This window comes from Streptomyces sp. UW30, from assembly GCF_008042075.1.
GTDB lineage: Bacteria > Actinomycetota > Actinomycetes > Streptomycetales > Streptomycetaceae > Streptomyces.
Window position 1 is genome coordinate 223,434 of the sequence record NZ_RDBN01000021.1, and the last position, 26,960, is coordinate 250,393.

Below are 26,960 nucleotides of genomic sequence, written 5' to 3' on the forward strand. Positions count from 1 at the left end.
CCCCCGACAACTTCATGAAGGGAACCGGACATGGGTCCCCATCCTGCGGTCGCGGCGATACGCCTGGCGGTCCGCCGCGTCCTCCACGACATCCTCACCGAACACAGCCGCATCACCGACGTCCCCGCGCCGAGCAGCCCGCGCGCGGCCTCGCCCAAGGCGCCGCCCGTGCTGTCGACCGGCGCCCAGCGCGCCCCCCACGGCACCGCGCTCGAAACGTCGTACGAGCTCCCCGGCCAGAGCCCCCAGGAGCCCCCGCGCGCTGCCCCGCACGAGCGGCCCCCCTCCCCGCTCGTGCTCGTCGCATGCTCCGGCGGCGCCGACTCCATGGGCCTCGCCTCCGCCCTCGCGTTCGAAGCCCCCAAACTCGGCATCCGCGCCGGCGGCATCACCGTCGACCACGGCCTCCAGCCCGGCTCCGATCTGCGCGCCGACGAAGTCGCCCTGCGCCTGCGCGAACTCGGCCTCGACCCGGTCGAGTCCCTCGCCGTGACCGTCGGCCGCGCCGGCGGCCCCGAGGCAGCCGCCCGCGACGCGCGCTACGCCGCCCTCGACGACGCCGTCGAACGCCACGGCGCCACCGCCGTCCTGCTCGGCCACACCCGCGACGACCAGGCCGAGACCGTCCTGCTCGGCCTCGCCCGCGGCTCCGGCATCCGCTCCCTGTCCGGAATGGCCGCGGTCTCGGGGGCCGGCGGCCGTTACCGCCGCCCCTTCCTCGGACTCGACCGGCAGACCGCCCGCAAAGCCTGCATGGTCCAGTCCCTGCCGGTCTGGGACGACCCCCACAACTCCGATCCCGCGTACACCAGGTCGCGACTGCGCCAGGAAGGCCTGCCCGCCCTGGAGAAGGCGCTCGGCAAAGGCGTCGTCGAGGCCCTCGCCCGCACCGCCCAGCTTTCCCGCGACGACGCCGACGCCCTCGACTCCTGGGCCAGCCAGGCCGAGGCCGCAGTACGCGACGCGACCGGCCTCCTGGAGTGCGCCAAGCTGTACGCGCTGCCGCCCGCCGTGCGCCGCCGGATCCTGCGCCGCGCCGCCATCGAGGCCGGAGCGCCCGCCGGTTCGCTGTTCGCCCGTCACATCGAGGAAGTCGACCGTCTGATCACCGGCTGGCGCGGCCAGGGAGCCATCAATCTCCCCGGCAAAGTCGTCGCCCAGCGTCAGGGTGGCAGACTGGTGATTCGGCAAGGCTGATTCGCGACCCCTCCGCAGTGCAGATCACGGAGGGGCCGGCGGGCCGAGAATGCGGGACGACCGACCGAAAGTGATGCGGGTGGACGCGAAAGACATGGGTGACGACCTCCAGCAGGTGCTCATCACCAAGGAAGAGATCGACGCCAAGCTGGCAGAGCTGGCAGCGAAGATCGACGCGGAATACGAGGGCAAGGACCTGCTCATCGTCGGTGTCCTCAAGGGCGCGGTGATGGTCATGGCCGACCTCGCCCGGGCGCTGTCCACCCCCGTCACCATGGACTGGATGGCCGTGTCGTCGTACGGCGCCGGCACCCAGTCCTCCGGTGTCGTGCGGATCCTCAAGGACCTCGACACCGACATCAAGGGCCGTCACGTCCTGATCGTCGAGGACATCATCGACTCCGGCCTGACCCTGTCCTGGCTGCTGTCCAACCTCGGCTCGCGCGAGCCGGAGTCGCTCAAGGTGTGCACCCTGCTGCGCAAGCCGGACGCCGCGAAGGTCGCCATCGAGGTCGAGTGGGTCGGCTTCGACATCCCCAACGAGTTCGTCGTGGGCTACGGCCTCGACTACGCCGAGAAGTACCGCAACCTCCCGTTCGTCGGTACGCTCGCGCCCCACGTCTACGGCGGCTGAGTCCGACGGTCCGCGACCGCGGACCCGAAGGGCCCAACCCCCGTACGAAGATCGGGAACCCCGGCGGGCCTCGCGCCGTTGGAGCATGCAGACGGGCTTACCGGCCGTCCCGTGCGGCTACGCGCGACAAAGCTGGGGTACCGTCAGAAGAACTGTCTTATCAAACTCACTATGGCAGGAGGGACGGGGCGACATCGCTCCGTATGGATGGACGTGAAGCGATACTTCCGTGGGCCGGTCATGTGGATCGTGCTGGCCGTCCTTGCCGTGGTCGTGTTGATGCAGGTCGTCGGCTCGTCCGGCGGCTACAAGACGGTGGACACCGGCCAGGTCGTCCAGGCGATCAATGACAACAAGGTCGAGTCGGCCAAGCTGACCACAGGTGACGAGAACACCATCAAGGTCCAGCTCAAGGACGGCGAAAAGGTCGAGGGCGCCACCAAGATCCAGGCGAGCTACATCGGCGACCAAGGCGTGACCATCGCCAGCACGCTGCAGAACAAGTACCAGGACAAGCAGATCCCGGACGGCTACACCGTCTCGCCGTCCAAGCAGAACCCGTTCGTCGGGATCCTGCTTTCGCTGCTTCCCTTCGTCCTCATCGTCGTCGTGTTCCTGTTCCTGATGAATCAGATGCAGGGCGGCGGCTCCCGGGTCATGAACTTCGGCAAGTCCAAGGCGAAGCTCATCACCAAGGACACCCCGAAGACGACGTTCTCGGACGTCGCCGGCTCGGACGAGGCCGTCGAGGAACTCCAGGAGATCAAGGAATTCCTCCAGGAGCCGGCCAAGTTCCAGGCCGTCGGCGCCAAGATCCCCAAGGGCGTACTGCTCTACGGTCCTCCCGGTACCGGCAAGACGCTCCTCGCGCGCGCCGTCGCCGGCGAGGCGGGCGTCCCCTTCTACTCGATCTCCGGTTCCGACTTCGTCGAGATGTTCGTCGGTGTCGGTGCCTCCCGAGTCCGTGACCTGTTCGAGCAGGCCAAGGCGAACGCCCCGGCGATCGTCTTCGTCGACGAGATCGACGCGGTCGGCCGCCACCGCGGCGCCGGCCTCGGCGGCGGTCACGACGAGCGCGAGCAGACCCTCAACCAGCTGCTCGTCGAGATGGACGGCTTCGACGTCAAGGGCGGCGTGATCCTCATCGCCGCGACGAACCGGCCCGACATCCTCGACCCGGCCCTCCTGCGCCCCGGCCGCTTCGACCGCCAGATCGCGGTCGACCGCCCGGACATGCAGGGCCGTCTGGAGATCCTCAAGGTCCACCAGAAGGGCAAGCCGGTCGCCCCGGACGTCGACCTGTCGGCGGTCGCCCGCCGCACCCCGGGCTTCACCGGCGCGGACCTGAGCAATGTCCTCAACGAGGCAGCGCTGCTGACGGCCCGCTCGGACCGGAAGCTGGTCGACAACCAGATGCTGGACGAGGCCATCGACCGCGTCGTGGCGGGCCCGCAGAAGCGGACCCGGATCATGTCGGACAAGGAAAAGAAGATCACCGCGTACCACGAGGGCGGACACGCCCTGGTCGCGGCGGCCTCCCCGAACTCCGACCCGGTCCACAAGATCACGATCCTCTCCAGAGGCCGTGCTCTCGGCTACACGATGGTCCTGCCGGACGAGGACAAGTACTCCACGACCCGCAACGAGATGCTGGACCAGCTGGCCTACATGCTGGGCGGCCGCGCGGCCGAGGAGCTCGTCTTCCACGACCCGACCACGGGCGCTGCGAACGACATCGAGAAGGCCACGACCACGGCCCGCGCGATGGTCACGCAGTACGGCATGACCGAGCGTCTCGGCGCCATCAAGTTCGGTGGCGACAACACCGAGCCGTTCCTCGGACGTGAGATGGCTCACCAGCGCGACTACTCGGAAGAGGTCGCCGCGCTGGTGGACGAGGAAGTCAAGAAGCTCATCGAGAACGCGCACAACGAAGCCTGGGAGATCCTCGTCGAGAACCGCGACGTCCTCGACAACCTGGTGCTTCAGCTGCTGGAGCGGGAGACGCTGGGCAAGGAGGAGATCGCCGAGATCTTCGCCCCCATCGTCAAGCGTCCGCCCCGGCCCGCCTGGACCGGATCCTCCCGCCGTACGCCGTCCACCCGTCCGCCGGTGCTCTCCCCCAAGGAGCTCGCACTGACGAACGGCGCCAACGGCGCGACCCCGGCGATCTCCACCGCCAAGTCGACGGTGACGGAGCCCGCCCCGGCGGCCGAGCCGGCCCCCGAGGAGCGTCCCGAGAGCTGACGCCGTGACCCGGTGAGTCCACCGGGCCCGGAATGGATGCCGCGCCTCCCTGGTTTTAGCCTGGGGGGCGCGGCATTCTCGTATGCCCGCAGTTCAGACGCGTGACCCACACGCGCCACCCGCACAGGAACGAGGCACCACATGACCGACCCCGTGACGCTGGACGGCGAGGGCCGCATCGGCGAGTTCGACGAGAAGCGCGCCGAGAACGCGGTACGCGAGCTGCTGATCGCGGTCGGCGAGGACCCGGACCGTGAGGGCCTCAGGGAGACGCCGGCGCGGGTGGCGCGGGCGTATCGGGAGCTGTTGGCGGGACATACGCAGCAGCCTGAGGATGTGCTGACGACCACGTTCGACATCGGGCATGACGAGATGGTCCTGGTGAAGGACATCGAGATCGTGAGCCTCTGTGAACATCACATGCTGCCATTCCATGGCGTAGCGCACATTGGGTACATTCCGGCCGAAAATGGCAAGATCACGGGTCTCTCCAAGCTTGCGCGACTCGTTGAGGTCTTTGCCCGTCGCCTGCAGGTGCAGGAACGACTCACCACCCAGATCGCCGACTCCCTCATGAAGATCCTCGAGGCCCGGGGTGCGATCGTCGTCATCGAGGCTGAGCACATGTGCATGTCGGTGCGCGGTATCCGCAAGCCCGGCGCCAAGACCACGACGTCGGCGGTGCGCGGTCAGCTTCGCGACGCTACGACCCGGGCCGAGGCGATGAGCCTGATACTGGCGCGCTGACCTGATGGTCAGTGGTGCCCGTACCTTCCTTGATCGGTGGAGTTGATCGCTGATCAAGGGGGGCCCGGCGCTGTCACGCCGTCGGCGCCGCCCCCGCGCCGTTGTGTTCGTCGTCCTCCGGGAGTTTGCAGACTCGCTCCAGGAACACCGCTGCCGCTATCACGCCGAGGCCTGCCAGGACCGCGAAGCCGGCGTAGATGGCCTGGTCTCTGCGGGCGGGGACTTCGAGGTGTTCCAGGAGGAAGACGCCCGTGCCGCCGTACATGCCGGCGACAAGGGCGGCTACCAGGGCGCTGGCCTGGCCGAAGACGACCGCGCGAGCGGCCATCAGGGGGTCGACGCCCTTGGCCTCGGGGTGGCGTTCGCGCTGGGCCTTGAGGCGGGCGCGGATCGAGATCGCCGTGGACAGCAGCACCACGGCGATCAGGGCGAGGACGATGGGGGCGGCCAGGGGGACGCTGGGCAGGGTCCCGACGGCGTTCCACAGTCGGGCGCCCGCCCAGGACAGGACTCCGGCGACGATGAACACGCCGGCCAGCATCCTGATGCGCAGCTCTCTCACGGTGTTTCTTCAGCTCCCCCGGGTGCCCGCGGATTGTGGTCGTCTTGACCTTAACGACTATTCGGGCAGCCGGAGTTCCAGGTCCATGCGCGGCGCCACGCCGGCCCGGGTGACCGCGCCGAGCAGCGCGGCGATCTCGATCCGCGCCCGCCTCAAGGCCCAGCGCGAACGCCACCCCGAGGCCAAGGGCGTCGACCCCCTGATGGCCGCTCGCGCGGTCGACTTCGGCCAGGCCAGCGCCCTGGTAGCCGCCCTTGTCGCCGGCATGTACGGCGGCACGGGCGAGCTCCACGCGCGCGTGGAGGCCGTCCTGGAGGGCGGCATCTCCCCCGACCGCGTCGTCGTCGACCCCGGCCTCGGCTTCTCCAAGGACGCCGAGCACGACCTCGTGCTGCTCGCCCACCTCGACCGACTGCTCACCCTCGGCGTAGGCGACGATGTCGACGTCGAGGGTGCGCGCGCCCCAGCGCTCGTCGCGGACCCGGTGGAAGGCCTCCTCGACCGCGTGCGCCCGCTCCAGGAGGGAGGACGGGGGGAGCGTGGTCTTGAGGACCACGACCGCGTTGAAGTAGGAGGGCTGGCTGCCCGGCTCGACGCCCCAGGGCTCCGTCTCGTAGACGGGAGAGACTCCCTTGATGCGCACGCCCGGGGTGTCCTCCAGCGCGTCGATGGCGCCCTGGAGGGTCTCCAGCCGGTTCCCCAGGTTGGCGCCTAGGGAGATCACGGCCCGTTTGGGGTTGCTGAGGGTGGTGTCGGCGGCGTCGACCTGCTCGACGACGGAGGCGGGTACCGGCTGTACGGTCGGGTCGCTGGGGCCCTTGATGAACGGTGCAGTCATACTCGGCTCCGGGTGATGGTGACGGTCACGTCGTCGAAGGGGACCGTGATCGGCGCGTCCGGTTTGTGGACGGTGACCTCGACCTCGTGGACCCCCTCGTGCTTCAGACAGGCCTGGGCGATGCGCTCGGCGAGCGTCTCGATGAGGTTGACCGGTTCGCCCTCGACGACGGCCACGACCTCCTCCGCCACGATGCCGTAGTGCACGGTCTTCGCCAGGTCGTCGTCTGCGGCGGCGGGCCGGGTGTCCAGGCCGAGGACGAGGTCCACGACGAAGGTCTGGCCCTGCGCGCGTTCCTCGGGGAACACGCCGTGGTACCCGCGGGCCTTCAGGCCGCGCAGCGCGACACGATCCACGCGAATCACTCCTGCAATCGTCGGTGACGGCCGGTCGATGCCGTGTGCGGGCGGCACACCGGCCTCGAACGAATCTACCTGCGGGCACTGACAGGGCCGGGCAACGGGGGCGTGGGCCCGGTCCGGGCCGACAGGATTCATCGTGTGTTTTCCCTGGGGAATCCGGTGGCTCACGGGTTGGTAGCCGCCCCTACCCGCACGCACGTGATTCCAACCACTTCTTGGTCCCGGCGGGGCTCCGCGGGCCCCCTTGCGGGTGGCTCCCGGGGCGTCCCCGTGTAGTCCTTGGGGGTCGCCTACCCACTCAGGACGGGGTCTCGTCGCTGTCGGCCTCGTCGTTTTCGGCCAGAACCGGCGAGGCGTGGTGCGACCACATCTTCCAGCCCGCGGGCGTGCGCCGGAACACGTTCGTGGCGACCACCAGCTGGCCCACGAGCGGGCCGAGCTCCTCGCCGCCCTCGGGTGCGGGACCGCCGCTGAGGATGTTCTCGGTGCAGGTGACCACGGCGGTGTCGCCGGTGACGGAGACGTGCACGTCGGTCAGGAAGAACTGGATGTAGTCGGTGTTCGCCATGATGAGCGCGTACGACCTGAGGACCTCGCCGCGTCCGGTGAGCACCGGCCAGCCGGGGTGGACGCAGGAGACCACGCCGGAGTCGGCCGGGTCGTGGTAGGTCTCGTCGACGCCGAGGTCGGACGGGGTGAGCCAGAGCGAGGAGACCTGCTCGAAGTCGCCGCGCTCCATGGCCTCGTAGAAGGCGGTGTTGGCGGCTTCCACCTGCTCGACGTCGGTGTGCGGGGCGCTCACCGGGCTCCCTCGGGGCCGTGTGCGCCGCTGTGCCCGGCGTCGCGTGCCTCTTCGATGGCGCGTGTGACGCGCACCGCGTCCGCCGTGGCGCGCACCTCGTGCACGCGCACGGCCCAGGCACCGGCCTGCGCGGCGAGCGCCGACACGGCGGCGGTGGCGGCGTCGCGCTCCCGGGCGGGCGGCGGCGCGCCCTGCGGGCCGGCCAGGACCCGGCCGAGGAACCGCTTGCGGGAGGCGGCGACGAGGAGCGGATGGCCGAGGGTGAGCAGTCGGTCGAGGTGGGCGAGCAGCACGAGGTCGTGCTCGGCGTCCTTGGAGAAGCCGAGGCCGGGGTCGACGACGACGCGGTCGGGGGAGATGCCGCCCTCCAGGACGGCCTCCACGCGCGCGTGGAGCTCCTCGACGACCTCGGTGACGACATCGGCGTACACGCCCTTGGCGTTCGCGCCTTCGAGGAAGCCGCGCCAGTGCATGACGACGAAGGGGGCGCCGGCGTCGGCGACGACCGGGATCATCGCGGGGTCGGCGAGGCCGCCGCTGACGTCGTTGACGAGGGCGGCGCCGGCGGCGAGGGCCTGCTCGGCGACGCGAGCGCGCATGGTGTCGACGGACACCGTGACGCCCTCGGCGGCGAGGCCGCGCACGACGGGGATGACGCGGCGCAGCTCCTCGTCCTCGTCGACCCGGGTGGCGCCGGGGCGGGTGGACTCGCCGCCGACGTCGACGAGGTCGGCGCCCTCCTCGACCAGGGCGAGGCCGTGCTTGACGGCGGACGTCGTGTCGAACCAGCGGCCGCCGTCGGAGAAGGAGTCGGGGGTCACGTTGACGACTCCCATGACCGCGCACCGGTCCCACTGGGGAAGGCCCGTGACGCGCCCGCGCCCGCTGTGCTTGCTCATACGTTCAGCGTAGGCCCAGCACGGGCCGCGACGTGCCGCGGCCCGAGCGGGAGCCCGGTGGGGGGCGGGCTTCCGCTCGGGCCTGTCACGGGCGGGCGCGGCTCACGCGGCGCGCACGCCCTGTTCGGCCACCCGGTGCGCGCACGGGCGGGCCGGCCTGCGGCGGCGCAGGAAGCGCGGCAGCGGCAGGGCCAGGTTCACGAAGCCTTCCGCCTGCATGGCGGCGATGCCGAGGCGGGGCAGGTCGGCCGAGGCGCGGTAGACCACGAAGCGGGGCTCCCAGCGCGGCTGGAACTTGGCGTTGAACTTGTACAGGGACTCGATCTGGAACCAGCGGGAGAGGAACACCAGCAGGCCCCGCCAGGCGCGCAGCACCGGGCCCGCGCCGATCTTCTCGCCGCGTGCCAGCGCCGAGCGGAACATGGCGAAGTTGAGCGACACGCGCGCGATGTCGAACTTCGGGGCGGCCTGGAGGGCGGCCACGATCAGCAGTTCGTTCATGCCGGGGTCGGCCGCGCGGTCGCGGCGCATCAGGTCGAGCGAGACCCCGTCCGTGCCCCACGGCACGAAGTGGAGGATCGCCTTGAGGTCGCCGTACTCTCCCGGCTCCTCGTCGGCCTTGTGGGCGGTGGCGATGAGGCAGTCGCCGTCGGACGGGTCGCCGACGCGGCCCAGCGCCATGGAGAAGCCGCGCTCGGTGTCGGTGCCGCGCCAGTCCTCGGCGGCCTGCCGGATCCGCTCCAGCTCGGTCTCGCCGAGGTCACGGACACGACGTACCCGGGTCTCGTAACCGGCGCGCTCGATGCGCTTGACCATCTGTCGTACGTTGCGCATCGCGCGGCCGGCGAGCGAGAAATCCGGGACGTCCACCACCGCCTCGTCGCCCAGTTCGAGGGCGTCGAGCCCGGTCTCGCGGGTCCAGACCTCGGCGCCGGTCTCGGAGCAGCCCATGACGGCGGGGGTCCAGGAGTGGGCCTTGGCCTCGTCCATGAAGCGCTCGATGGCGCCGGGCCAGGCCTCGACGTCGCCGATGGGGTCGCCGCTGGCGAGCATCACGCCGGAGACGACGCGGTACGTCACGGCCGCCTTGCCGCTGGGGGAGAAGACGACGGCCTTGTCGCGGCGCAGCGCGAAGTGGCCGAGGGAGTCGCGGCCGCCGTGCTTGGCGAGCAGGGCGCGCAGCCGGGACTCGTCGTCCTCGGTCAGGGCCGCGGCCGGGTGCTCGGGGCGGAAGGCCAGGTAGATGGTGGTGATCGCGGTGAGCAGGCCGAGGGCGCCGAGGGAGAAGGCGACCGTCCAGGAGGTGTTGCCCTGGTAGTCGACCGGGCCCTCGAAGCCGAACAGGCCGTACAGGACGTGGGTGATGCGGTCCGCCAGGCTCGGGTCGCCGAGCAGGGTCTTCGGGTGGGCGCTGACGATGACCAGGCCGAGGGCGAGCGAACCGGCGCCCATGAGGACGAAGTTGGCCAGCGCGCGCCAGCGGCTGCGTGGGTCGGGCAGCGCCGCGAACTGGTCGCGGTGGCGCAGCTGCGCCACCGCTCCGGCCGGCAGCAGGATGACGGCCGCGCGCCACGCCCGCCGCTTGCAGCGCTTGAGGCCGTGCGCGAGCAGCAGCAACAGCACGCCGGCGCTGAGCGACAGCGCCGCCGCGAACGGGCCCGTGGAGCCCGGCAGCACCTCGGCGATGGCGTGCATACGGCTGTGCCGGAAGCGCGGGAAGACGCCGGCGGCGACGTCCAGCAGGCCGACCACGGCGCAGGCTCTGCCGAGGAGGACGGGAACGGCTTCGGCGCGCGGGCCGCGCAGCAGCTGCCGTACGCGGCCGGTCAGGGGCCCCACCTGGCTTGATCGTTGAGGAACCTTGCCCGACATTTCCACATCTGTCCTGACAGACATCGCATCCCATAGTTCTGCGAGAGACCTTGGATCCGGTGCCGATTCGGGCATCCGGCGACATTGCGCCCTCTAGGACGGTGTCTTGAGGGGAGAGGTTCACTCCGCTTCCCAAAACCGTTTCAAAGGCCAAGGAAAGTCCGGGGCAAGCCCTCGCGAAGGAGTGGGGGAGACGCGGCGTGCGGCAGATGAGCGCGCCCGTGGTCCGGGCGGAAAGTGCGGACAGGTAACCATCGATGGGTCTCACGAGCGACAAGGTGCTGGCGCTGGCGGTGCTCGCCGCCACAGGGCTGTTCGTCGGCACGGTGTGGCTGTGGCCACGACTGGCGCGGCGGGGCCTGCGGGCCGTCACCGGCCGTGTCGGGCTGCTGCTCGCCACGCAGTTGGCGCTCTTCGCGTCGGTCGGTCTCGTCGCCAACCAGGCCTTCGGGTTCTATGCCAGCTGGGCCGACCTGTTCGGGCAGGAGAAGGACCAGGGCGTGGTCGTGGACCATGTGCCGGCCGGCGGGCCGCTGCGGGTCGTCGAGACGCGTCGAGTGCAGGGTGCGGCGAGCGTCGGCCCGGACCGGGGCGGCCAGATCCAGAAGATCGACATCGTGGGGCGCACGACGCACATAGCGACGCCCGCCTATGTCTATCTGCCGCCCGAGTATTTTCAGCCGGATTACCGGACGCGTACGTTCCCCGCGGCCGTCGTCCTCACCGGCTACCCCGGTACGGCTCAGGCGCTGGTGGACAAGCTCGACTACCCGCGTACGGCCGCCCGGCTCACCGCGCAGGGCCGGATGGAGCCGATGATCCTGGTGATGATGCGGCCGACCGTGGCGCCGCCCAGGGACACGGAGTGCGTGGACATTCCCGGGGGCCCGCAGACCGAGACGTTCTTCGCGTCGGATCTGCCCGAAGCCGTGAGCGGCCACTACAGGGTGGGCGGCAATCCGGGCAGTTGGGGCATCATCGGGGACTCCACCGGCGGCTACTGCGCGCTGAAGCTCGCCATACACCATCCGCGGGTGTACGCCGCGGGGGCGGGACTCTCCGCCTATTACAAGGCGCCGATCGACGCCACGACGGGCGATCTCTTCCACGGCGACGAGGAACTGCGCAATCGCGCGAACCTGTGGTGGTACCTCAAGCACATGCCGGCTCCGGACACTTCATTGCTCGTCAGCAGCAGCAAAGTTGGAGAATCCAACTACAAGGACACGTTGAAGTTCATTGAGCGTGTGAAGGCGACCGGGCTGACCCGGATCTCGTCGGTCATCCTCGAAAGCGGAGGGCACAACTTCAACACCTGGCGGCGCGAGATTCCGGGGACGCTGGAGTGGATGAGCGGACGGCTGGGCGGCAGGTGAGGTGGCCGATCCGGCGCTTTGATCTTGGTTCATGGCCAATTCGGTGGCGTAACTGAATCCTGATGCCAAGTGAACGACTCAGGATGGCTGTCTTTTTACGGGGCGGGGCACCAAGAATCGCCTACGCGCGGTAAGTTTCTGGCCATGCCACGTGGACGTCACCGCCATTCCCCGCCCTTGCACAGGCTGCTGCCCCCGTCGGCGATCGCTGGCGTGTCCGTCGTCTGTGCGCTCGCCCCCTGGGTGTTCACCGAGCCCATGGCGCTGCGCGGTCTCGCCGCGGCCGCCGCGGCGACGGCGGTCGTGGGTGGGATCGTCATGCGTCGCTGGGACTCGCAGGCGGGCAAGCAGGTCGCCGACCTCACGCGCGCGCGTGCCAGCGACGAGTGGCGGCACGAGGAGCGGGTCGCCGAACTGGAGGCCGATCTCGACGAGTCGCGCGAGCTGCGGGTGAAGCTGGAGCAGCGGTTGCGGGGCAAGCGGGCGGAGCTCGCCGGGCTGCGCAACGAGCACGCGTCGCTGCTGCGGCGCTATGCCACGGCGGAGACCGAGCGGGCGACCGTCCTGGAGGAGCGCCGGGTCCTGGAGATAGAGGCCACCGCGCCTGCGCGGGCGCTGCCGCCGGTGCCGCGTGACGGCGCGGAGGCCGACGCGGCCGCTGCTGCCGATGCCGAGTCCGCGGAGTCCGCGGAGTCCGTCGAGGAGGCGGGGGCTGTGGCTGCCCCGGCCGAGGCGGAGGACGCCGAGGGTGGGGAGGACGGCGAGGTTGCCGGGACTCCGGACGCCGATGAGACCGACGATGCCGACGAGGCCGAGCCGGTGGGTTCGGGCGTCTTCTCGCCGGAGGGGTCACGGCTGTTCCTGCGGGCCAAGGCCGCGCTGGCGCGGTTCGACGAGGACGGTGGGCCGGTGAAGGGCGCGTCGCCCGAGGAGGAGTCGCCGCGGGGCGAGTCTGCCGAGGACGAGTCGCTGATCGATGAGCCGCTGACGGATGAGGCTCCCGAGGACGAGTCGCCGAAGGGCGAGATCCCCAGGGCCGAGCTCTCCAAGGACGAGCCTTCGAAGGACGAGTCCCCAAAGAACGACTTCCCGAAGAACGACTTCCCGAAGAACGACCCCCCGAAGGGCGACGGTCCTTCCGGCGGTGAGCCGGTGAAGGACGACTCGGGTGAGGCCGAGGTCCAGGGAACCGCCGGGTCAGAGACGGAACCCGTGCTGGAGGACGACCCGCAGGGGAAGCCCGGGGCGGCCGACGGGCATGAGCACGCGGCCGCCGTCACCCCGGCAGGCGAGGTCGCCACGACCCGGCCGGCGCTGCCTTCCGCTCAGCGGCCGGCGGGGCACTTCATCGAGCCGACCGCGGTGGCCGTCGTGCCGGCCGCGCCCGTGCGACGTCCGGCGATCGAGGGCGGGTTCGACTTCTTCGGTACGCAGCAGGGCGCGGCGCCGTCCGCGCTGGAGTCCGTCCAGAACGAGGACCTCGCCGACGTCGTCGGCCAGGAGGCCCTCGCCCTGCACAAGGCCGAGTCCGAGGCGCAGTTCAAGCCGGCGGACGAGGAGACCCGGGGCATCGGCCAGGTCATCGACCTGACGGCGCACGACGAGACCGAGCAGATCGATATGCAGGGGCTGCGCAGCGCGGTCTCCTGACGGGAGCGGGTCCGCCCTCAGGAGCGGCCGCTCACGCCATTGCGCGATCCGCTCATGCCATTGCGCGATCCGCTCACGCCATCCATCGGTCCGGCCGGGCATCCCGGCGCCCCGTGCGGGATCGCTCCGCCTGACCCCGGAGCAGCTCCGCCGCCTCCTCGGCGTCCCTCAGGCGGGCGGTGACGGTCTTGTTGGCCCCTGTGTCCACGTGGACGTCGGCAACGCCCCACAGGCGCTCCCAGGGGCCCTGAGCCATCCGTACGCTCTGGACCTTGGCGTGCGGTACCAGCGCGAGGCTGCGGCGGAAGAGGCCCGAGCGGGCGGCGAAGACCCCGTCCGTGACGGCGAGACCGTAGCCACGCCACCACAGGGGCACGCACCTGGCCGCACGCCGCGGCGGACGCGACAGGGAGGCCCGGCTCGGGACCGTCACGCCGGGCAGCACACGCGCGATGACCGACTCGGCCACCTCGCGCGGGGCCACCGGCAGCAGGAGTGAGTTGGCGGAGCCGGCCACGTCCAGTTCCACCCGCACCCAGCCGCGTCGTCGCCACAGCAGCGGCTCCACGATCCGTACCGTCTGCACGCGGCCCGGCGGCACCGTCTCGTGGGCGCGGTCGAGGAGGCCGTGGTCGATGCGCAGACCGTCCTGGGACTCGCCCACCGTCCAGTCGTACTCGGCGACGAAACGCCCCACGCTGCTCGCTCCGGCCGCGCCGAACAGGGGAATCGCGGTGGCCAGGACCGTCCACGCGCTTGAGGTGACCAGCCAGAGGACGGTCGGTACGACCAGCGCGGCGGCCAGCGTTGCCCAGGTCGCACCGGTCAGGAGGAGGGAAGTGGCCAGGACGGCCGGGGGGACCCGCAGAAGCTGCTGGGACGGCGCCTCGCCTATCTCGTGCGCCGTCTCGGGGGCGAAACCGGCGGCGCGTGCGAGGAGTTCCGCGCGCAGGGCGCGCGCCTCCTGCGCGCCCAGGAAGGCGAGTTCGTCCTTCTTGCCCGTGCCGAGGACGTCCAGCTTCAGCTTCGCCACTCCCGCCACGCGCGCGAGGAGCGGCTGGGTGACGTCGATCGCCTGGATGCGTTCCAGCCGGATGTGCGCGGTGCGCCGGAACACCAGGCCGGTACGTATGCGCAGTTCCGCGTCGGTCACCGCGAAGTGCGTGAACCACCAGGTGAGGAAGCCGTACAGGGCGGCCGCGGGGAGCAGTACGGCGACTGCGATCAGCAGGGTGGTCGTGGTCAGCCTGGTGAGCTGGCGTTGCGCCTGGTCCGGGTCGTGCACCGCCCAGCCGATCAGGACGGCCACCGGCGCCCACGCGCGCCTGAGCGGCGTCACGGGATGCAGACGCCGTTCGGTCACCGGCCGCCGCTCGCGTACGGCGTCATCGACGCCGGGCGTCGTCACAGGCCCGCCGATCGTGCCTCGCCCAGCTCGGTGAGCCGGTCCCGCAGGCGCTCCGCCTCCGCCGGGTCCAGGCCGGGAATCGTGGCGTCGGTCGCGGCGGCCGCCGTGTGCAGCTGCACGCTGGCCAGGCCGAAGTGCCGCTCCACGGGGCCCGAGGTGACCTCGACCAGTTGCATACGGCCGTACGGCACGACCGTCTCCTCGCGCCACAGCACGCCCCGGCTGATCAGCAGGTCGTCGGCGCGCTCCGCGTAGCGCCACGAACGCCAGTTGCGGCCCAGCATCACCCAGCCCCACGCCATCAGGGCCAACGGCAGCAGCGCGAAGGCCGCCCAGCTCGGCCCGGCGAGCAGGTCGAGCAGCACGGCCAGGCCGATCGTCAGCAGTCCCAGCCACACCACCAGCAGCAGCCGGCGCATGCGCAGCAGGCCCGGTGGCAGCCCGGTCCACCCCGGCTCGTCCCCCGCCCGCTCGKGCCCCGCCGTTCCCGTGTTCTCCGGGCTCCCCGTCTCCATGGGGCCAGCGTACGTAGGAGAGACTGTGTCCATGACTCCTACGACGGAGACCATGGTCGGTATCGGCGGCGCCGCGGAGAGCACCGACATGGTGCTCAACATCGGGCCCCAGCACCCCTCCACGCACGGCGTGCTGCGACTGCGGCTGGTCCTCGACGGCGAGCGCATCACCAGCGCGGAGCCGGTGATCGGGTACATGCACCGCGGCGCCGAGAAGCTCTTCGAGGCCCGCGACTACCGCCAGATCATCATGCTCGCCAACCGCCACGACTGGCTGTCGGCGTTCTCCAACGAGCTGGGCGTCGTCCTCGCCGTGGAGCGCATGCTCGGCATGGAGGTGCCCGAGCGGGCCGTGTGGACCCGCACGCTGCTCGCCGAGCTCAACCGGGTGCTCAACCACCTGATGTTCCTCGGGTCGTACCCGCTGGAGCTGGGCGGGATCACGCCGATCTTCTACGCCTTCTCCGAGCGCGAGGAACTCCAGCACGTCATGGAGGAGGTCTCCGGCGGGCGGATGCACTACATGTTCAACCGGGTGGGCGGCCTGAAGGAGGACCTGCCGGCCGGGTGGACCACGCGTGCGCGTGCCGCCGTCGCCGACGTGCGCTCCCGCATGGACCGGTTCGACGACCTGGTCCTCGGCAACGAGATCTTCCGGGGGCGTACGCGGGGCGTGGGCACCCTCACGCCCCAGGCCGTGCACGCGTACGGCGTGAGCGGGCCGATCGCGCGCGGGTCGGGCGTGGACTTCGACCTGCGGCGCGACGAGCCCTATCTCGGCTACGGCGAGCTGGGGGACGTGCTGAGGGTGGTGACCCGCGAGGAGGGTGACTGCCTCGCCCGCTTCGAGTGCCTGCTGGAGCAGACCCACGTCGCCCTCGACCTCGCCGACGCCTGCCTCGACCGGCTCGCCGAGCTGGCGCCCGGGCCGATCAACCAGCGGCTGCCCAAGGTGCTGAAGGCGCCCGAGGGCCACACGTACGCGTGGACCGAGAACCCGCTCGGCATCAACGGCTACTACCTCGTCAGCAAGGGCGAGAAGACCCCGTACCGGCTGAAGCTGCGCTCGGCCTCGTACAACAACATCCAGGCGCTGGTCGAGCTGCTGCCGGGGACGCTGGTCGCGGACATGGTGGCGATCTTGGGGTCGATGTTCTTCGTCGTGGGGGACATCGACAAGTAGGCCGTCGGTCCGCGAGCAGGCCGTATGCCCGCGAGTGGGCCGTCAGTGCGCGAGTACGTTCGGAATTCCAACCGGCTGCACCAGCCAGACGAAGTCCCCGAGTCCGCCCGTCGCCGTCAGCTCGGCGGCCTCGCCCGCGCTCGCCAGGGCTCGTACGTACTCTGCGGGGCGGGTGGAGGCCAGCTCCAGCGGGGGGCGTGCGCCTGTGATGCCCAGGGTGCGCAGGGCGTCGCGTTGGGACAGCAGATGCGCCCCGGGCAGGGCGCACGCGTCCAGCGCCACGTGAGCCGTGATGTCGCACGAACCGTCCGGGACGGGCGCCGTCTCGCGCCCCTCGCGGAAGCCGGTCAGGGTGCCGAAGGGCGGCCGGGCGTGCGCCGTGTGCGCGTAGTCCACCGCGACCGCGAGGCCCCGGTCGAGGGTCGCGCAGGCGGCGGCCCATGCCTGGTCCCGCGGCAGCCCGATCTCGGCCCGCGTCCCCTGCGCATCCCCCAGCGGCCACCACCGCGCCAGCCACTGCGCCTGCGCCCCGGCGACCGGCTCCCCGAGGCGTTCGGTGCCGTCCGCTCGTACCAGGACCTCGCGCGCTGCGCCCGCCGAGTCCACCTCCGCGACGTCCAGGGGGACGTTGTCCAGCCACTCGTTGGCGAACAGCAGCCCCGTGATGCGCTTCGGCGGCCGGCGCAGCCACTCGATCCGGTGATCGAGGGTTTCCGGGCGGTCGGCGATCTCCACGGCGCAGGCACGCGTGCGTGCCGCCACGTCGGCAGGGAGGGCCGCCAGTACGCGGGTGACCAGCTCACCCCGCCCGGCCGCCATGTCCACGAGGTCGAGCGACGCGGGCCGGCCCAGGGCCTCGTCCACCCGGCACAGCAGCCGGGCCACGGCCGCGGCGTAGAGCGGGGACGCGTGGACGGACGTACGGAAGTGGCCGGCCGGTCCCTCGGGGCGCCGGTAGAAGCCCTCCGGGCCGTAGAGGGCGGCTTCCGCTGCCGTGCGCCACCCGTGCCACTCGCCCGTCGCCTCCGCTGTCACCGGCCCAGGCTAAGCGCACAGAGGAATGCAGCCTCCACCTTGCGGAGTACGCGCGCCGGGTGCGGATCGGCCCTCCGGTTGACCCCTGCACACATCTCGCTTCCCTACGCTGGGTTACGTGCAGCGCCTCTACGACTTCATCCGCAGACACCCGACGTGGGTCGACAGCTTCTGGGCCGTCTTCCTCTTCGGGATTTCTGGGGTCACCGTGGCCGTCCGCGACGAGGGCGGGCAGAACTCTCCGGGCACGGACTCAGTGCCGGCCATCATCGTCGTGGTCCTGCTGCTGTGCCTGGTCATCGCGTTGCGCCGGCGTATGCCGGAGAAGATGCTCTTGCTGGCCCTCGGTGTGGGGCTGGCGCAACTGGTGCTGGACGTGGCGACGACGCCCGCCAACTTCGCCTTCCTGGTGATCACCTACACCGTGGCCGCGACCGGCGCACGCTGGGCCTCCTGGCTCGCGCTGGGCGCCGGCCTGTGCGCGGCGCCGCTGGCCCAGCTGCGCTGGCCGGAGGAGGATTCCAGTGCGCTGGGCAACATCGCCCTGGTGATTTTCCTTACGGTGCCGTTCGCGCTCGCCTGGGTGCTCGGCGACTCGATCCGCACCCGCCGCGCCTACTACGAGCAGCTGGAGGAGCGCGCGACCCGGCTCGAAAAGGAGCGCGAGGCGCAGGCCAAGGTCGCGGTCGCCGCCGAACGCGCCCGGATCGCACGCGAGCTCCATGACGTCGTGGCGCACAACGTCTCCGTGATGGTGGTGCAGGCCGACGGCGCCGCCTACGTCCTGGACTCCGCCCCGGACCAGGCCAAGAAGGCGCTGGAGACCATCTCCTCCACCGGCCGCCAGGCCCTCGCCGAGATGCGCCGCCTGCTCGGCGTGCTGCGCACCGGCGAGCACCAGGAGAGCGGCGAGTACGTCCCGCAGCCCGACGTCGAGCAGATCGACGAGCTCATCCAGCACTGCCGCACCTCCGGTCTCCCGGTCGACTTCAAGGTCGAGGGCACCCCGCGCCCGCTGCCCAGCGGCGTGGAGCTGACGGCGTACCGCATCGTGCAGGAAGCGCTGACGAACACGCGCAAGCACGGCGGGCCGAACGCGGGCGCCAGCGTGCGCCTGGTCTACTTCGACGACGGCCTCGGCCTGCTCGTCGAGGACGACGGCAAGGGCGCCCCGCACGAGCTGTACGAGGACGGCGGCGCCGACGGCCGCGGGCACGGCCTGATCGGGATGCGCGAACGCGTCGGCATGGTCGGCGGCACCCTGGACGCGGGACCGCGCCCGGGCGGAGGATTCCGCATCAGTGCGCTGCTGCCGCTCAAACCAGCACACTGACCTCTGAGCCATGCACCTTGTTGACACCTGTAACGGCCCTGTAGACGGATACGAAAGACACGGAAGAGGACCCCGATGGCGATCCGCGTGATGCTCGTCGACGACCAGGTGCTGCTGCGCACCGGGTTCCGGATGGTGCTCGCCGCCCAACCGGACATGGACGTCGTCGCGGAGGCGGGCGACGGCGTCGAGGCCCTCCAGGTGCTGCGGGAGACCGCCGTCGACGTGGTGCTGATGGACGTGCGCATGCCGAAGCTGGACGGCGTGGAGACCACCCGCCGTATCTGCTTGGACGAGGATCCGCCCAAGGTGCTGATCCTGACCACCTTCGACCTCGACGAGTACGCCTTCTCCGGGCTGAAGGCCGGCGCCTCCGGCTTCATGCTCAAGGACGTGCCGCCCGGCGAGCTCCTCGCCGCCATCCGCTCGGTGCACAGCGGCGACGCGGTGGTCGCCCCGTCGACGACCCGACGCCTGCTGGACCGGTTCGCGCCCATGCTGCCGTCCACCGGCAAGGAGCCCAAGCACAAGGAGCTGGAGCGGCTCACCGACCGTGAGCGCGAGGTCATGGTGCTGGTCGCCCAGGGGCTTTCCAACGGGGAGATCGCCGCCCGGCTGGTGCTCTCCGAGGCGACCGTGAAGACCCACGTGGGCCGCATCCTGACCAAGCTGGGGCTGCGCGACCGGGTGCAGGTGGTGGTCCTGGCGTACGAGACGGGGCTGGTCCGGGCCGGCGGGCACGGCTGACGCACCGCGGGGGCGTGACCCCCGCGTGACCGGTGCCCACTAGGGTCTGCGCATGCTCCTGTGGATCAACGGCCCCTTCGGGGGTGGCAAGACACAGACCGCACACGAGATCCGGCGCCGCCTGCCCGGCAGCGTCATCTGCGACCCGGAGCATGCCGGGTTCGGTCTGCGGCGCACGCTCCCGCCCGAACTTCGGGGCAACTTCCAGGACTTGACGTCCTGGCGGCAGGGCGTCGTCGAAGTGCTCGACCTCGCCCTCACCCAGCACGACGGCGTGGTGATCGCCCCCATGACGGTCACGAACTCCGACTACTTCGCCGAGACGGTCGGGCGGCTGGGCGAACTCGGCCATGACGTACGGCACTTCACCCTCCTCGCCGAGCGGGAGACCGTCCTGAAGCGGCTGCGGGAGCGCGGCTTCGGGCACCTCCTCCAGTACGTCGCCGGGAAGAACTCCGGAAAGAGTGCGGGAAGGAACGCCGGGCTGCGACGGGAGAGTTGGGCCGTGCAGCAGCTCGACCACTGCCTGGAGCGGTTGCGCGAGCCGGAGTTCGCCGAGCATCTGTGGACCGACCACTCGACCGTGCCGAAGACGGCGGACCGCATCGCCGTCCTCGCCGGGCTGCGGCTGCTGCCCAACAACGAGGGCGCGCTGCGCACGCGGCTGCGGCAGGCGGGGGTCGGGATCAGGCACATCCGGTTCGACTGACGGTCATCTCAGGAGAGCACGGTCACATCAGGAGAGCACGGTCACCTCAGGAGAGCTTCGAGGAGGTCGCTGCCGAGCCGCGCCACTGCGGTGACGTCAAGCTGGTGCAGCACGTACCGCCCTCGGCGGCGGGTGGTGATCAGGCCCGCCTTCTTGAGGACGCTCAGGTGCCGGGACAGCTCAGGGGCGGTCATGCCGTGGATCTGCACGAGTTCGCTCGTGGTGTAGGTGCTGCGGGCGATGTTGCGGCAGATCTGCATCCGCACCGGGTGGGACAGGGCCGTCATCCTCAGGGTCAACTGGTCGACCGATGGCGGCGCGGCGAGTCCGGGGGAGCCGATCGGGTAGTGCAGCACCGGCTGCCAGCCGTACCGGTCCAGCACGCTCAGATGAGGCCAGCCCAGGCTCGTCGGCACGAGCAGCAGGCCCCCGCCCTTGATGACGATGTGACCCTGGCGCAGCTTGTCGATGGTGACCATGCCGGTGGCCTCGTCGACGCCGACCGCCGGGGACACCGCGGTCAGCGCCTCGGCCAGCCCCTTGTGCCGCAGCAGGTCGGTCTTGTGGCGGGCATCCGCCGCGAGCTGGTGGCGCAGGCGTGACCAGGCGTCCGCGAAGAACATCTCGTCGCAGTCCTCCAGGAACTGCCGCAGCCAGGCTCGGATGCGCGGCGGATCCTCGATCAGCCGCTGGCTGAATCGCAACTGCTGCGGCCCACGCGCGGCAGCCAGCTCCAGAGCACGTCGGCGCAGCTCCGCGTCGGCCAGCACGTCGGGCGCCTGCGTGGCGTACGGAAGCGCACAGGTGAACTCCAGGGCCGCGTCCACGAACTGCTCGTCCGTGAGCTTGTCCAGCTGGTCCAGCTCCTCCGCCAGCGTGGCGCCCGGGAGGGTGCTGCGGCCCGGGATGCCGGCGTAGGGCATGAACAGGTCGGAGAAGGTCGTCCGCCACAGGAAGTCGGCCTCGCACATCCGGTCGGCCAGGTGTGAGTCCAGCCGGGCCGTCACGCCCGTCACCCAGCCCTGGAGGCCCGGGTGGTGCCCCGGCTCCGACAGCGCGTGCAGCGCCATGCCGAGCTCGGCCAGGGGCGAGGGCACGACGGCGAGCCTCTCCGGCTGCAGCCCCGCGATGTCGATGGTCACGCTCATGTCCTCATGGTGCACCCCGCCACCGACAACGCGGCCGTCGATTGACGGCGACCGTCAATTCACGCGACGAGAGCGCCGCACCCGGCGCAGCCTGGGACCACCGGGGCAGCCGCGGAGCCCGATCACCCCACGTCATGTCTCCTACGTCCCGAGAAGGCGATCAGCGATGAGCATCACGCAGCAGTACCTCCTCGACACCTACCGAGCCCGCCTGCTCGACGAGGCGGCCCCTCCGGCGCCGGGCACCCACGACTGGCAGGTCGTGCGCGAGTTCCGCGACCACCGGCAGTTCAGGGCCGTGATCGCGGGGCGCCCGGTCCACGGCCGGATACGGCAGGCCCTGGTCCGCCGGCTGCATGCGTGGCCGCGCTCTACCTGGTGATCTCCTCGGTCAGCAGGGCCACGAACCCGGCGACGGCCTCCTTCACGTCGTCGGCCGTCCACTCCAGAGCGGCGGCCCGTACGTAGACCTCCGTGAAGGCCAGGCCCGGTGCCTTGGCCTCCCAGCCGTTGGCGAACAGAACGGCCCCTGTCTCCTCGGCGTGCCGGATCGCGGCCTCGGCCACGACGTCGGCGTCGTACGGCAACCAGACCTGGAACTCGTTCGTGTGCGGCGGCTCGGGGTGAACCCCCATCCACGGCACCCCGGCCGCCGCGAACCCCTCGCGCAGCGCGGCGGCCACCACGCGCGCGTGGGCGACGTACTCGGGCATCCGGGGCAGCTCCCGCTCCAGGCCGGCCAGGGCCGACAGCGCGGTCGCGAACTGCTGGTAGATCGCGCCTCCGTAGCGGTGCCGCCACGCCTTCGCCTCGTCCACCAGCGTCTTCGGACCGGCGAGTGCCGCGCCGCCGAAGCCGTCGAGGGACTTGTAGAACGACACGTACACGCTGTCCGCCAGGTCCGCGATCTCCTCCAGGGGGCGCCCGAAGTGGACGGTGGACTCCCACAGGCGCGCGCCGTCGAAGTGCACCACCGCGTCGCGCTCCCTGGCCGCCTCCACGATCTCCGTGAGCTCCTCCCACGTGGGCAGCACGAAACCGGCATCCCTGAGGGGAAGCTCCAGCATCAGCGCCCCGAAGGGCTCGTCGAAGTCCCGTACCTCGGCGGCCGTCGGCAGCCGCGGCTCGCTTGTCACGCGGACCGGGCGCAGGCCGCTGACCTGGCTGAACGCCCCTCGCTCATGCACCTCCGGGTGGGCCAGCCCATGCAGGGCGACGGTCGGGTTCCCGCTGCGGCCCGCCCAGCAGCGCAGGGCCACCTGCTGAGCCATCGTGCCCGTCGGGAAGAACGCGGCGGCCTCCTTGCCGAGCAGCCCGGCGGTCTTCTCCTCCAGGGCTTCGACGATGCCGTCGCCGTAGAGGTCCGAGGGGCCGTCCAGGTCGTGCAGATCCAGCGCACGCGCCTCGTCCAGCAGCGCCAGGCGCTCGCGCAGGGTGCCCAAGTAGCCGGGGCGTGCGAGCACGCGCCGCGCGCTGCGGTAGGCGGCGATGCGCCGTTCACGGCGCCGCTTGCGCCGCTCGTCGTCCGACACCGCCTCGGCCGACAATTGCTCGCCGGGTGACGGCTCGTTCAGCGACTGCCGGACGGGCGACTCCCCGTCCGGGGACTGTTCGTCGCGGGACTGACGGCCGGGTGGCTGCCCGGCCGACGGCTGCCGCTCGGGTGACGCCTCGTCCGGCGACCGCCGTCCGGGCACCCGCCCGTCCGGATCCGCCCCCGCCCGCTGTCCGCCCTGCTCAACCCGATTCCCGCCCCGCTCCGCCCTATCGCTCATGCCCCGGATCATCCCCCGCGCCCATCCGCGCCAGCACCCGCATTTTCTGCGCCCGCCCTCCGGCGCCTGCCCGCCCACGGGCCCGCGCCGGGTACGTCGGCCCGCGCCGCCCGCACGCCTCTTTCCTGCGCCGGCTCCGTGCTGCGCGCCCGCGTGCGAAGGCGTGGCGAAACCCACAGCCTGTGGACAACCGAACGCCGCTCGAACCAATCGCGTTAACATGACGAGAAATCGTCCGGTACCCCGAGCGGACTGGAACGGGAAGGCCGCCTTCGCGTGAGTACAAGCCAACAGCCAGATCCCAGGGACCGCCCCGCGCGGCTCACCGTCGGTGTCGTCGGCGCCGGTCGGGTGGGCCCCGCGCTCGCCGCGTCCCTCCAGCTCGCCGGGCACCGTCCGGTGGCCGTCTCCGGGGTCTCCGAGGCCTCCCGGCGACGGGCCGAGCGGATGCTCCCCGACGTGCCCCTGGTGCCGCCCGCCGAAGTCCTCGCGCGGGCCGAGCTGGTGCTGCTGACCGTCCCGGACGACGTCCTGCCCGGCCTGGTCGAGGGCCTCGCCGAGACCGGGGCCGTCAAGCCGGGCCAGCTGCTGGTGCACACCTCCGGGCGGTACGGCGCGAAGGTCCTGGACCCCGCCCTGCGCGCGGGCGCGCTGCCGCTGGCACTGCACCCGGCGATGACGTTCACCGGCACCCCCGTGGACGTCCAGCGCCTCGCCGGCTGCTCGTTCGGCGTCACCGCGCCCGAGGAACTGCGGCTGGCCGCGGAGGCCCTCGTCATCGAGATGGGCGGCGAGCCCGAGTGGATCGCCGAGGAGATGCGCCCGCTCTACCACGCGGCGCTCGCGCTGGGCGCGAACCACCTGGTGACGCTGGTCGCCCAGTCCATGGAGCTGCTGCGCGAGGCGGGCGTGGAGGCCCCCGACCGCATGCTCGGCCCGCTCCTCGGCGCCGCCCTCGACAACGCCCTGCGCTCCGGCGACGCGGCCCTGACCGGCCCCGTCGCGCGCGGGGACGCGGGCACCGTCGCCGCGCACGTCACCGAGCTGCGCCGGCACGCCCCGCAGACCGTCGCCGGGTATCTCGCGATGGCCCGCGCGACCGCCGACCGAGCGCTCGCCCATGGCCTGCTCAAGCCGGAACTCGCCGAGGACCTCCTCGACGTACTCGCGGGCGGGACCACCGGGACCGCCGGCGCCGAGGGAGACGCCCGATGACCACCACCCTGTTGCGTACCGCCGACGAACTGCACGCACGCACGCGTGCCGGCCGCCGCGCCGTAGTGATGACCATGGGCGCCCTGCACGAGGGCCACGCCACCCTGATCCGCACCGCGCGCGCGGTCGCCGGAGCGGACGGCGAGGTCGTCGTCACCGTGTTCGTGAACCCCTTGCAGTTCGGCAAGGGAGAGGACCTCGACCGCTACCCGCGCACCCTGGACGCCGACCTCAAGATCGCCGAACGGGCAGGCGCGGACGCCGTGTTCGCCCCCGCTGTCGACGAGGTCTACCCGGGCGGCGAGCCCCAGGTCCGCATCAGCGCCGGCCCCATGGGCGAGCGCCTGGAGGGCAGCTCGCGCCCCGGCCACTTCGACGGCGTGCTCACCGTCGTCGCCAAGCTGCTGCACCTCACCCGTCCCGACATCGCCCTGTTCGGCCAGAAGGACGCCCAGCAGCTCGCGCTGATCCGCCGCATGGTCCGCGATCTGAACTTCGGCGTCGAGATCGTCGGCGTCCCCACCGTGCGCGAGGAGGACGGCCTCGCCCTCTCCAGCCGCAACCGCTTCCTCTCGCCCAAGGAACGCCGCACGGCCCTCGCGCTGTCCCAGGCGCTGTTCGCCGGCAGCGACCGGCACGCGGCGCAGGAGGCGCTGCGCGCACGCGCGCGTGAAGTGCCCGCCACGCGTGCGCGTGCCGAGGCGCTCAGCGCCATAGGGGAGTCCCGCGCGGCGGCCGACGCGCACGCGGTCGCCAAGGCCGTCCCCGGCGCCGCCGCGGCCGTCCGTGCCGCCGCCCGCCTGGTCCTGGACGAGGCCGCCCGCCTCGACCCGCCGCTCGAACTGGACTACGTCGCCCTCGTCGACCCGTCCGACTTCACGGAGATCACCGATCACGAGGACGAATACATCGGCGAGGCCGTCCTCGCCGTCGCCGCCCGGGTCGGGACGACCCGGCTGATCGACAACATCCCCCTCACCTTCGGAGCCGCCTCGTGACCAGCACAGGCATAAGACTGCACGCGCCCGCGCCCGGGTGGTCCATCACGGCGGACGTAGTGGTCGTCGGCTCCGGCGTCGCAGGCCTCACCGCCGCCCTGCGCTGCGAGGCCGTCGGCCTCAAGACGGTCGTCGTCACCAAGGCCAGCCTCGACGACGGCTCCACCCGCTGGGCCCAGGGCGGCATCGCCGCGGCCCTCGGCGAGGGCGACACCCCCGAGCAGCACCTGGACGACACCCTGGTCGCGGGCGTGGGCCTGTGCGACGAGGAGGCGGTCCGCATCCTCGTCACCGAGGGCCCCGACGCCGTACGCCGCCTGATCGAGACCGGCGCCCACTTCGACGAGTCGGAGGAAGGCGGCCTGGAGCTCACCCGCGAGGGCGGCCACCACCGCCGCCGTATCGCCCACGCGGGCGGCGACGCGACCGGCGCGGAGATCTCCCGCGCCCTGGTGGAGGCCGTACGCGCGCGTGGCCTGCGCACGATCGAGAACGCCCTCGTCCTCGACCTCCTCACGGACACCGAAGGCCGTACGGCCGGTGTCACCCTGCACGTCATGGGCGAGGGCCAGCACGACGGCGTGGGAGCGGTCCACGCCCCCGCCGTGGTCCTGGCGACCGGCGGCATGGGCCAGGTCTTCTCGGCGACGACGAACCCGTCGGTGTCGACGGGCGACGGCGTCGCCCTGGCGCTGCGCGCCGGCGCCGAGGTGAGCGACCTGGAGTTCGTCCAGTTCCACCCCACGGTCCTCTTCCTGGGCACCGAGGCGGAGGGCCAGCAGCCCCTGGTCTCCGAGGCCGTACGCGGCGAGGGCGCCCACCTGGTCGACGCCCACGGCATCCGCTTCATGGTGGGACAGCACGAACTCGCCGAACTCGCCCCCCGGGACATCGTCGCCAAGGGCATCATGCGACGCATGCAGGAGCAGGACGCGGAACACATGTTCCTCGATGCCCGCCACTTCGGCGCCGACATGTGGGAGCACCGCTTCCCCACGATCCTCGCCGCCTGCCGCGCCCACGGCATCGATCCGGTCCACGACCCCATCCCGATCGCCCCGGCCGCCCACTACGCCTCGGGCGGCGTACGCACCGACTCCCAGGGCCGTACGACCGTCCCCGGCCTGTACGCGTGCGGCGAGGTCGCCTGCACCGGCGTGCACGGCGCCAACCGCCTGGCCTCGAACTCACTCCTCGAAGGCCTGGTCTACGCCGAGCGCATCGTGGAGGACATCGCGGCCTCCCGCGCGGCGAACGGCCTCCACGCGCGCGTGCCGCACCCGGTGCCGTACCCCGAGACCCCCGAGCACCCGCTGCTGGCCCCCGAGGCCCGCTTCGTGATCCAGCGGACGATGACCGACGGCGCCGGGGTCCTGCGCTCCGCCGAGTCCCTCGCCAAGGCCGCCGACCAGCTCCAGCGACTGCGCACCGAGGCCCGCGACGCCCTCACCGAGAACGGCAAGACGGCCGAGCCCGGCGTCGACACCTGGGAGGCCACGAACCTCCTCTGCGTGGCCCGGGTCCTGGTGGCCGCAGCACAACTGCGCGAAGAGACCCGAGGCTGCCACTGGCGCGACGACGAGCCCGACCGTGACGACACCACCTGGCGCCGCCACATCGTCGTACGCCTGAACCCGGACCGCACACTGGCCGTGCACACCACAGACACCGCAGACTTCCCCCCGACCCGTCCCCAGGAGCAGTGACA

Annotated in this window: 24 protein-coding genes and 2 pseudogenes; 15 read left to right on the forward strand and 11 right to left on the reverse strand. The window is 71.6% G+C overall.

The genetic code is table 11. The features are described 5' to 3' along the window. Positions 1 to 30 precede the first annotated feature (30 nt). From tilS to folE, 4 genes are all read left to right on the forward strand, one after another. Positions 31 to 1,197 carry a tRNA lysidine(34) synthetase TilS gene (gene tilS / locus EAO75_RS11325; protein WP_147994918.1) on the forward strand — a complete coding sequence of 389 codons (1,167 nt, stop codon included), beginning with the start codon at positions 31 to 33 and terminating at the stop codon, positions 1,195 to 1,197. Between the two features lie 73 nt (positions 1,198 to 1,270). Then, complete coding sequence (gene hpt, locus EAO75_RS11330; RefSeq protein ID WP_147995251.1) at positions 1,271 to 1,831, forward strand: hypoxanthine phosphoribosyltransferase; 561 nt, start codon at positions 1,271 to 1,273, stop codon at positions 1,829 to 1,831. A gap of 207 nt (positions 1,832 to 2,038) precedes the next feature. Then, positions 2,039 to 4,078 (forward strand): ATP-dependent zinc metalloprotease FtsH, encoded by a 2,040-nt coding sequence (ftsH, locus tag EAO75_RS11335; protein WP_147994919.1) that lies wholly within the window; start codon positions 2,039 to 2,041, stop codon positions 4,076 to 4,078. 141 nt (positions 4,079 to 4,219) lie between these two features. Then, positions 4,220 to 4,825, forward strand: a complete 606-nt coding sequence (gene folE / locus EAO75_RS11340) for a GTP cyclohydrolase I FolE (RefSeq protein WP_147994920.1) — start codon at positions 4,220 to 4,222, stop codon at positions 4,823 to 4,825. Positions 4,826 to 4,898: 73 nt separating this feature from the next. Here the strand turns inward: folE and EAO75_RS11345 are convergent, their stop codons facing one another. Beyond that, positions 4,899 to 5,387, reverse strand: coding sequence for a DUF3180 domain-containing protein (locus EAO75_RS11345; RefSeq protein WP_147994921.1), 489 nt, complete (start codon positions 5,385 to 5,387; stop codon positions 4,899 to 4,901). 124 nt (positions 5,388 to 5,511) lie between these two features. Between EAO75_RS11345 and EAO75_RS11350 the strand changes: the two are divergent. After that, positions 5,512 to 5,715 (forward strand): annotated as a pseudogene (locus EAO75_RS11350) (DUF3180 family protein); the annotation flags it as partial. A 153-nt stretch (positions 5,716 to 5,868) separates the two neighbouring features. On the opposite strand, the pseudogene folK reads toward EAO75_RS11350, so the two are convergent. From folK to EAO75_RS11380, 5 genes and pseudogenes are all read right to left on the reverse strand, one after another. Then, positions 5,869 to 6,225 (reverse strand): annotated as a pseudogene (folK, locus tag EAO75_RS11360) (2-amino-4-hydroxy-6-hydroxymethyldihydropteridine diphosphokinase); the annotation flags it as partial. Continuing rightward, the gene (folB, locus tag EAO75_RS11365) at positions 6,222 to 6,581 is read right to left on the reverse strand and encodes a dihydroneopterin aldolase (protein WP_147994922.1); all 360 of its coding nucleotides are present in this window, start codon (positions 6,579 to 6,581) and stop codon (positions 6,222 to 6,224) included. The gene folB and the pseudogene folK, both read right to left, overlap by 4 nt. A gap of 304 nt (positions 6,582 to 6,885) precedes the next feature. Next, entirely contained in the window at positions 6,886 to 7,389 is a 504-nt protein-coding gene (locus EAO75_RS11370; RefSeq protein ID WP_147994923.1) for a nuclear transport factor 2 family protein, read from the reverse strand. Next, complete coding sequence (gene folP / locus EAO75_RS11375; protein WP_147994924.1) at positions 7,386 to 8,288, reverse strand: dihydropteroate synthase; 903 nt, start codon at positions 8,286 to 8,288, stop codon at positions 7,386 to 7,388. The genes EAO75_RS11370 and folP overlap by 4 nt, the downstream gene beginning before the upstream one ends. A 102-nt stretch (positions 8,289 to 8,390) precedes the next feature. Further along, positions 8,391 to 10,160, reverse strand: a complete 1,770-nt coding sequence (locus tag EAO75_RS11380) for a phosphatidylglycerol lysyltransferase domain-containing protein (RefSeq protein ID WP_147994925.1) — start codon at positions 10,158 to 10,160, stop codon at positions 8,391 to 8,393. A 257-nt stretch (positions 10,161 to 10,417) separates the two neighbouring features. On the opposite strand from EAO75_RS11380, the gene EAO75_RS11385 reads away from it, so the two are divergent. Then, a complete protein-coding gene (locus tag EAO75_RS11385; protein WP_147994926.1) occupies positions 10,418 to 11,536 on the forward strand; it encodes an alpha/beta hydrolase in 1,119 nt (372 codons plus the stop codon). Between the two features lie 144 nt (positions 11,537 to 11,680). Next, on the forward strand, positions 11,681 to 13,186 hold the full coding sequence (locus EAO75_RS11390; protein ID WP_147994927.1) for a hypothetical protein: 1,506 nt from the start codon (positions 11,681 to 11,683) through the stop codon (positions 13,184 to 13,186). Positions 13,187 to 13,259: 73 nt separating this feature from the next. On the opposite strand, the gene EAO75_RS11395 is transcribed toward EAO75_RS11390, so the two are convergent. Together EAO75_RS11395 and EAO75_RS11400 are read right to left on the reverse strand one after the other, a co-directional pair. After that, positions 13,260 to 14,594, reverse strand: coding sequence for a PH domain-containing protein (locus EAO75_RS11395; RefSeq protein ID WP_147994928.1), 1,335 nt, complete (start codon positions 14,592 to 14,594; stop codon positions 13,260 to 13,262). Further along, complete coding sequence (locus tag EAO75_RS11400) at positions 14,591 to 15,109, reverse strand: PH domain-containing protein (protein WP_147994929.1); 519 nt, start codon at positions 15,107 to 15,109, stop codon at positions 14,591 to 14,593. Before EAO75_RS11400 ends, EAO75_RS11395 begins: the two co-directional genes overlap by 4 nt. A gap of 31 nt (positions 15,110 to 15,140) precedes the next feature. On the opposite strand from EAO75_RS11400, the gene EAO75_RS11405 reads away from it, so the two are divergent. Then, entirely contained in the window at positions 15,141 to 16,292 is a 1,152-nt protein-coding gene (locus EAO75_RS11405) for an NADH-quinone oxidoreductase subunit D (protein ID WP_147994930.1), read from the forward strand. 42 nt (positions 16,293 to 16,334) lie between these two features. Here the strand turns inward: EAO75_RS11405 and EAO75_RS11410 are convergent, their stop codons facing one another. Further along, entirely contained in the window at positions 16,335 to 17,327 is a 993-nt protein-coding gene (locus EAO75_RS11410) for an SAM-dependent methyltransferase (RefSeq protein WP_147994931.1), read from the reverse strand. A gap of 118 nt (positions 17,328 to 17,445) precedes the next feature. On the opposite strand from EAO75_RS11410, the gene EAO75_RS11415 reads away from it, so the two are divergent. The 3 genes from EAO75_RS11415 (at position 17,446) to EAO75_RS11425 (ending at position 20,116) form a co-directional block, all read left to right on the forward strand. Next, a complete protein-coding gene (locus tag EAO75_RS11415; RefSeq protein ID WP_147994932.1) occupies positions 17,446 to 18,660 on the forward strand; it encodes a sensor histidine kinase in 1,215 nt (404 codons plus the stop codon). 75 nt (positions 18,661 to 18,735) lie between these two features. Further along, entirely contained in the window at positions 18,736 to 19,407 is a 672-nt protein-coding gene (locus tag EAO75_RS11420) for a response regulator (RefSeq protein ID WP_147994933.1), read from the forward strand. Between the two features lie 52 nt (positions 19,408 to 19,459). Next, on the forward strand, positions 19,460 to 20,116 hold the full coding sequence (locus EAO75_RS11425) for an AAA family ATPase (protein ID WP_147994934.1): 657 nt from the start codon (positions 19,460 to 19,462) through the stop codon (positions 20,114 to 20,116). Positions 20,117 to 20,157: 41 nt separating this feature from the next. Here the strand turns inward: EAO75_RS11425 and EAO75_RS11430 are convergent, their stop codons facing one another. Then, complete coding sequence (locus EAO75_RS11430; RefSeq protein ID WP_147994935.1) at positions 20,158 to 21,264, reverse strand: DUF5937 family protein; 1,107 nt, start codon at positions 21,262 to 21,264, stop codon at positions 20,158 to 20,160. A 166-nt stretch (positions 21,265 to 21,430) separates the two neighbouring features. Here EAO75_RS11430 and EAO75_RS11435 point away from each other — a divergent pair, with 166 nt between their 5' ends. Beyond that, a complete protein-coding gene (locus EAO75_RS11435) occupies positions 21,431 to 21,646 on the forward strand; it encodes a hypothetical protein (protein ID WP_147994936.1) in 216 nt (71 codons plus the stop codon). Here EAO75_RS11435 and EAO75_RS11440 read toward each other — a convergent pair. Next, a complete protein-coding gene (locus EAO75_RS11440) occupies positions 21,636 to 23,039 on the reverse strand; it encodes a threonine aldolase family protein (protein ID WP_261989242.1) in 1,404 nt (467 codons plus the stop codon). The genes EAO75_RS11435 and EAO75_RS11440 overlap by 11 nt on opposite strands. Before the next feature lie 276 nt (positions 23,040 to 23,315). Between EAO75_RS11440 and EAO75_RS11445 the strand changes: the two genes are divergently transcribed. The 3 genes from EAO75_RS11445 to EAO75_RS11455 are packed head-to-tail and all read left to right on the forward strand — an operon-like array spanning position 23,316 to position 26,958. Next, positions 23,316 to 24,254, forward strand: coding sequence for a Rossmann-like and DUF2520 domain-containing protein (locus EAO75_RS11445; RefSeq protein WP_147994937.1), 939 nt, complete (start codon positions 23,316 to 23,318; stop codon positions 24,252 to 24,254). Next, positions 24,251 to 25,252 carry a pantoate--beta-alanine ligase gene (gene panC, locus EAO75_RS11450; protein WP_147994938.1) on the forward strand — a complete coding sequence of 334 codons (1,002 nt, stop codon included), beginning with the start codon at positions 24,251 to 24,253 and terminating at the stop codon, positions 25,250 to 25,252. The genes EAO75_RS11445 and panC overlap by 4 nt, the downstream gene beginning before the upstream one ends. Then, entirely contained in the window at positions 25,249 to 26,958 is a 1,710-nt protein-coding gene (locus tag EAO75_RS11455; RefSeq protein WP_147994939.1) for an L-aspartate oxidase, read from the forward strand. Before panC ends, EAO75_RS11455 begins: the two co-directional genes overlap by 4 nt. Positions 26,959 to 26,960: the final 2 nt, after the last annotated feature.

Coding starts and splice junctions, on each gene's coding strand:
- tilS (WP_147994918.1), top strand. CDS start 31: ATGGGTCCCCATCCTGCGGTCGCGGCGATACGCCTGGCGGTCCGCCGC.
- hpt (WP_147995251.1), top strand. CDS start 1,271: ATGCGGGTGGACGCGAAAGACATGGGTGACGACCTCCAGCAGGTGCTC.
- ftsH (WP_147994919.1), top strand. CDS start 2,039: ATGGACGTGAAGCGATACTTCCGTGGGCCGGTCATGTGGATCGTGCTG.
- folE (WP_147994920.1), top strand. CDS start 4,220: ATGACCGACCCCGTGACGCTGGACGGCGAGGGCCGCATCGGCGAGTTC.
- folP (WP_147994924.1), bottom strand. CDS start 8,288: ATGAGCAAGCACAGCGGGCGCGGGCGCGTCACGGGCCTTCCCCAGTGG.
- EAO75_RS11380 (WP_147994925.1), bottom strand. CDS start 10,160: ATGTCGGGCAAGGTTCCTCAACGATCAAGCCAGGTGGGGCCCCTGACC.
- EAO75_RS11385 (WP_147994926.1), top strand. CDS start 10,418: ATGGGTCTCACGAGCGACAAGGTGCTGGCGCTGGCGGTGCTCGCCGCC.
- EAO75_RS11390 (WP_147994927.1), top strand. CDS start 11,681: ATGCCACGTGGACGTCACCGCCATTCCCCGCCCTTGCACAGGCTGCTG.
- EAO75_RS11405 (WP_147994930.1), top strand. CDS start 15,141: ATGACTCCTACGACGGAGACCATGGTCGGTATCGGCGGCGCCGCGGAG.
- EAO75_RS11420 (WP_147994933.1), top strand. CDS start 18,736: ATGGCGATCCGCGTGATGCTCGTCGACGACCAGGTGCTGCTGCGCACC.
- EAO75_RS11425 (WP_147994934.1), top strand. CDS start 19,460: ATGCTCCTGTGGATCAACGGCCCCTTCGGGGGTGGCAAGACACAGACC.
- EAO75_RS11430 (WP_147994935.1), bottom strand. CDS start 21,264: ATGAGCGTGACCATCGACATCGCGGGGCTGCAGCCGGAGAGGCTCGCC.
- EAO75_RS11435 (WP_147994936.1), top strand. CDS start 21,431: ATGAGCATCACGCAGCAGTACCTCCTCGACACCTACCGAGCCCGCCTG.
- EAO75_RS11440 (WP_261989242.1), bottom strand. CDS start 23,039: ATGAGCGATAGGGCGGAGCGGGGCGGGAATCGGGTTGAGCAGGGCGGA.
- panC (WP_147994938.1), top strand. CDS start 24,251: ATGACCACCACCCTGTTGCGTACCGCCGACGAACTGCACGCACGCACG.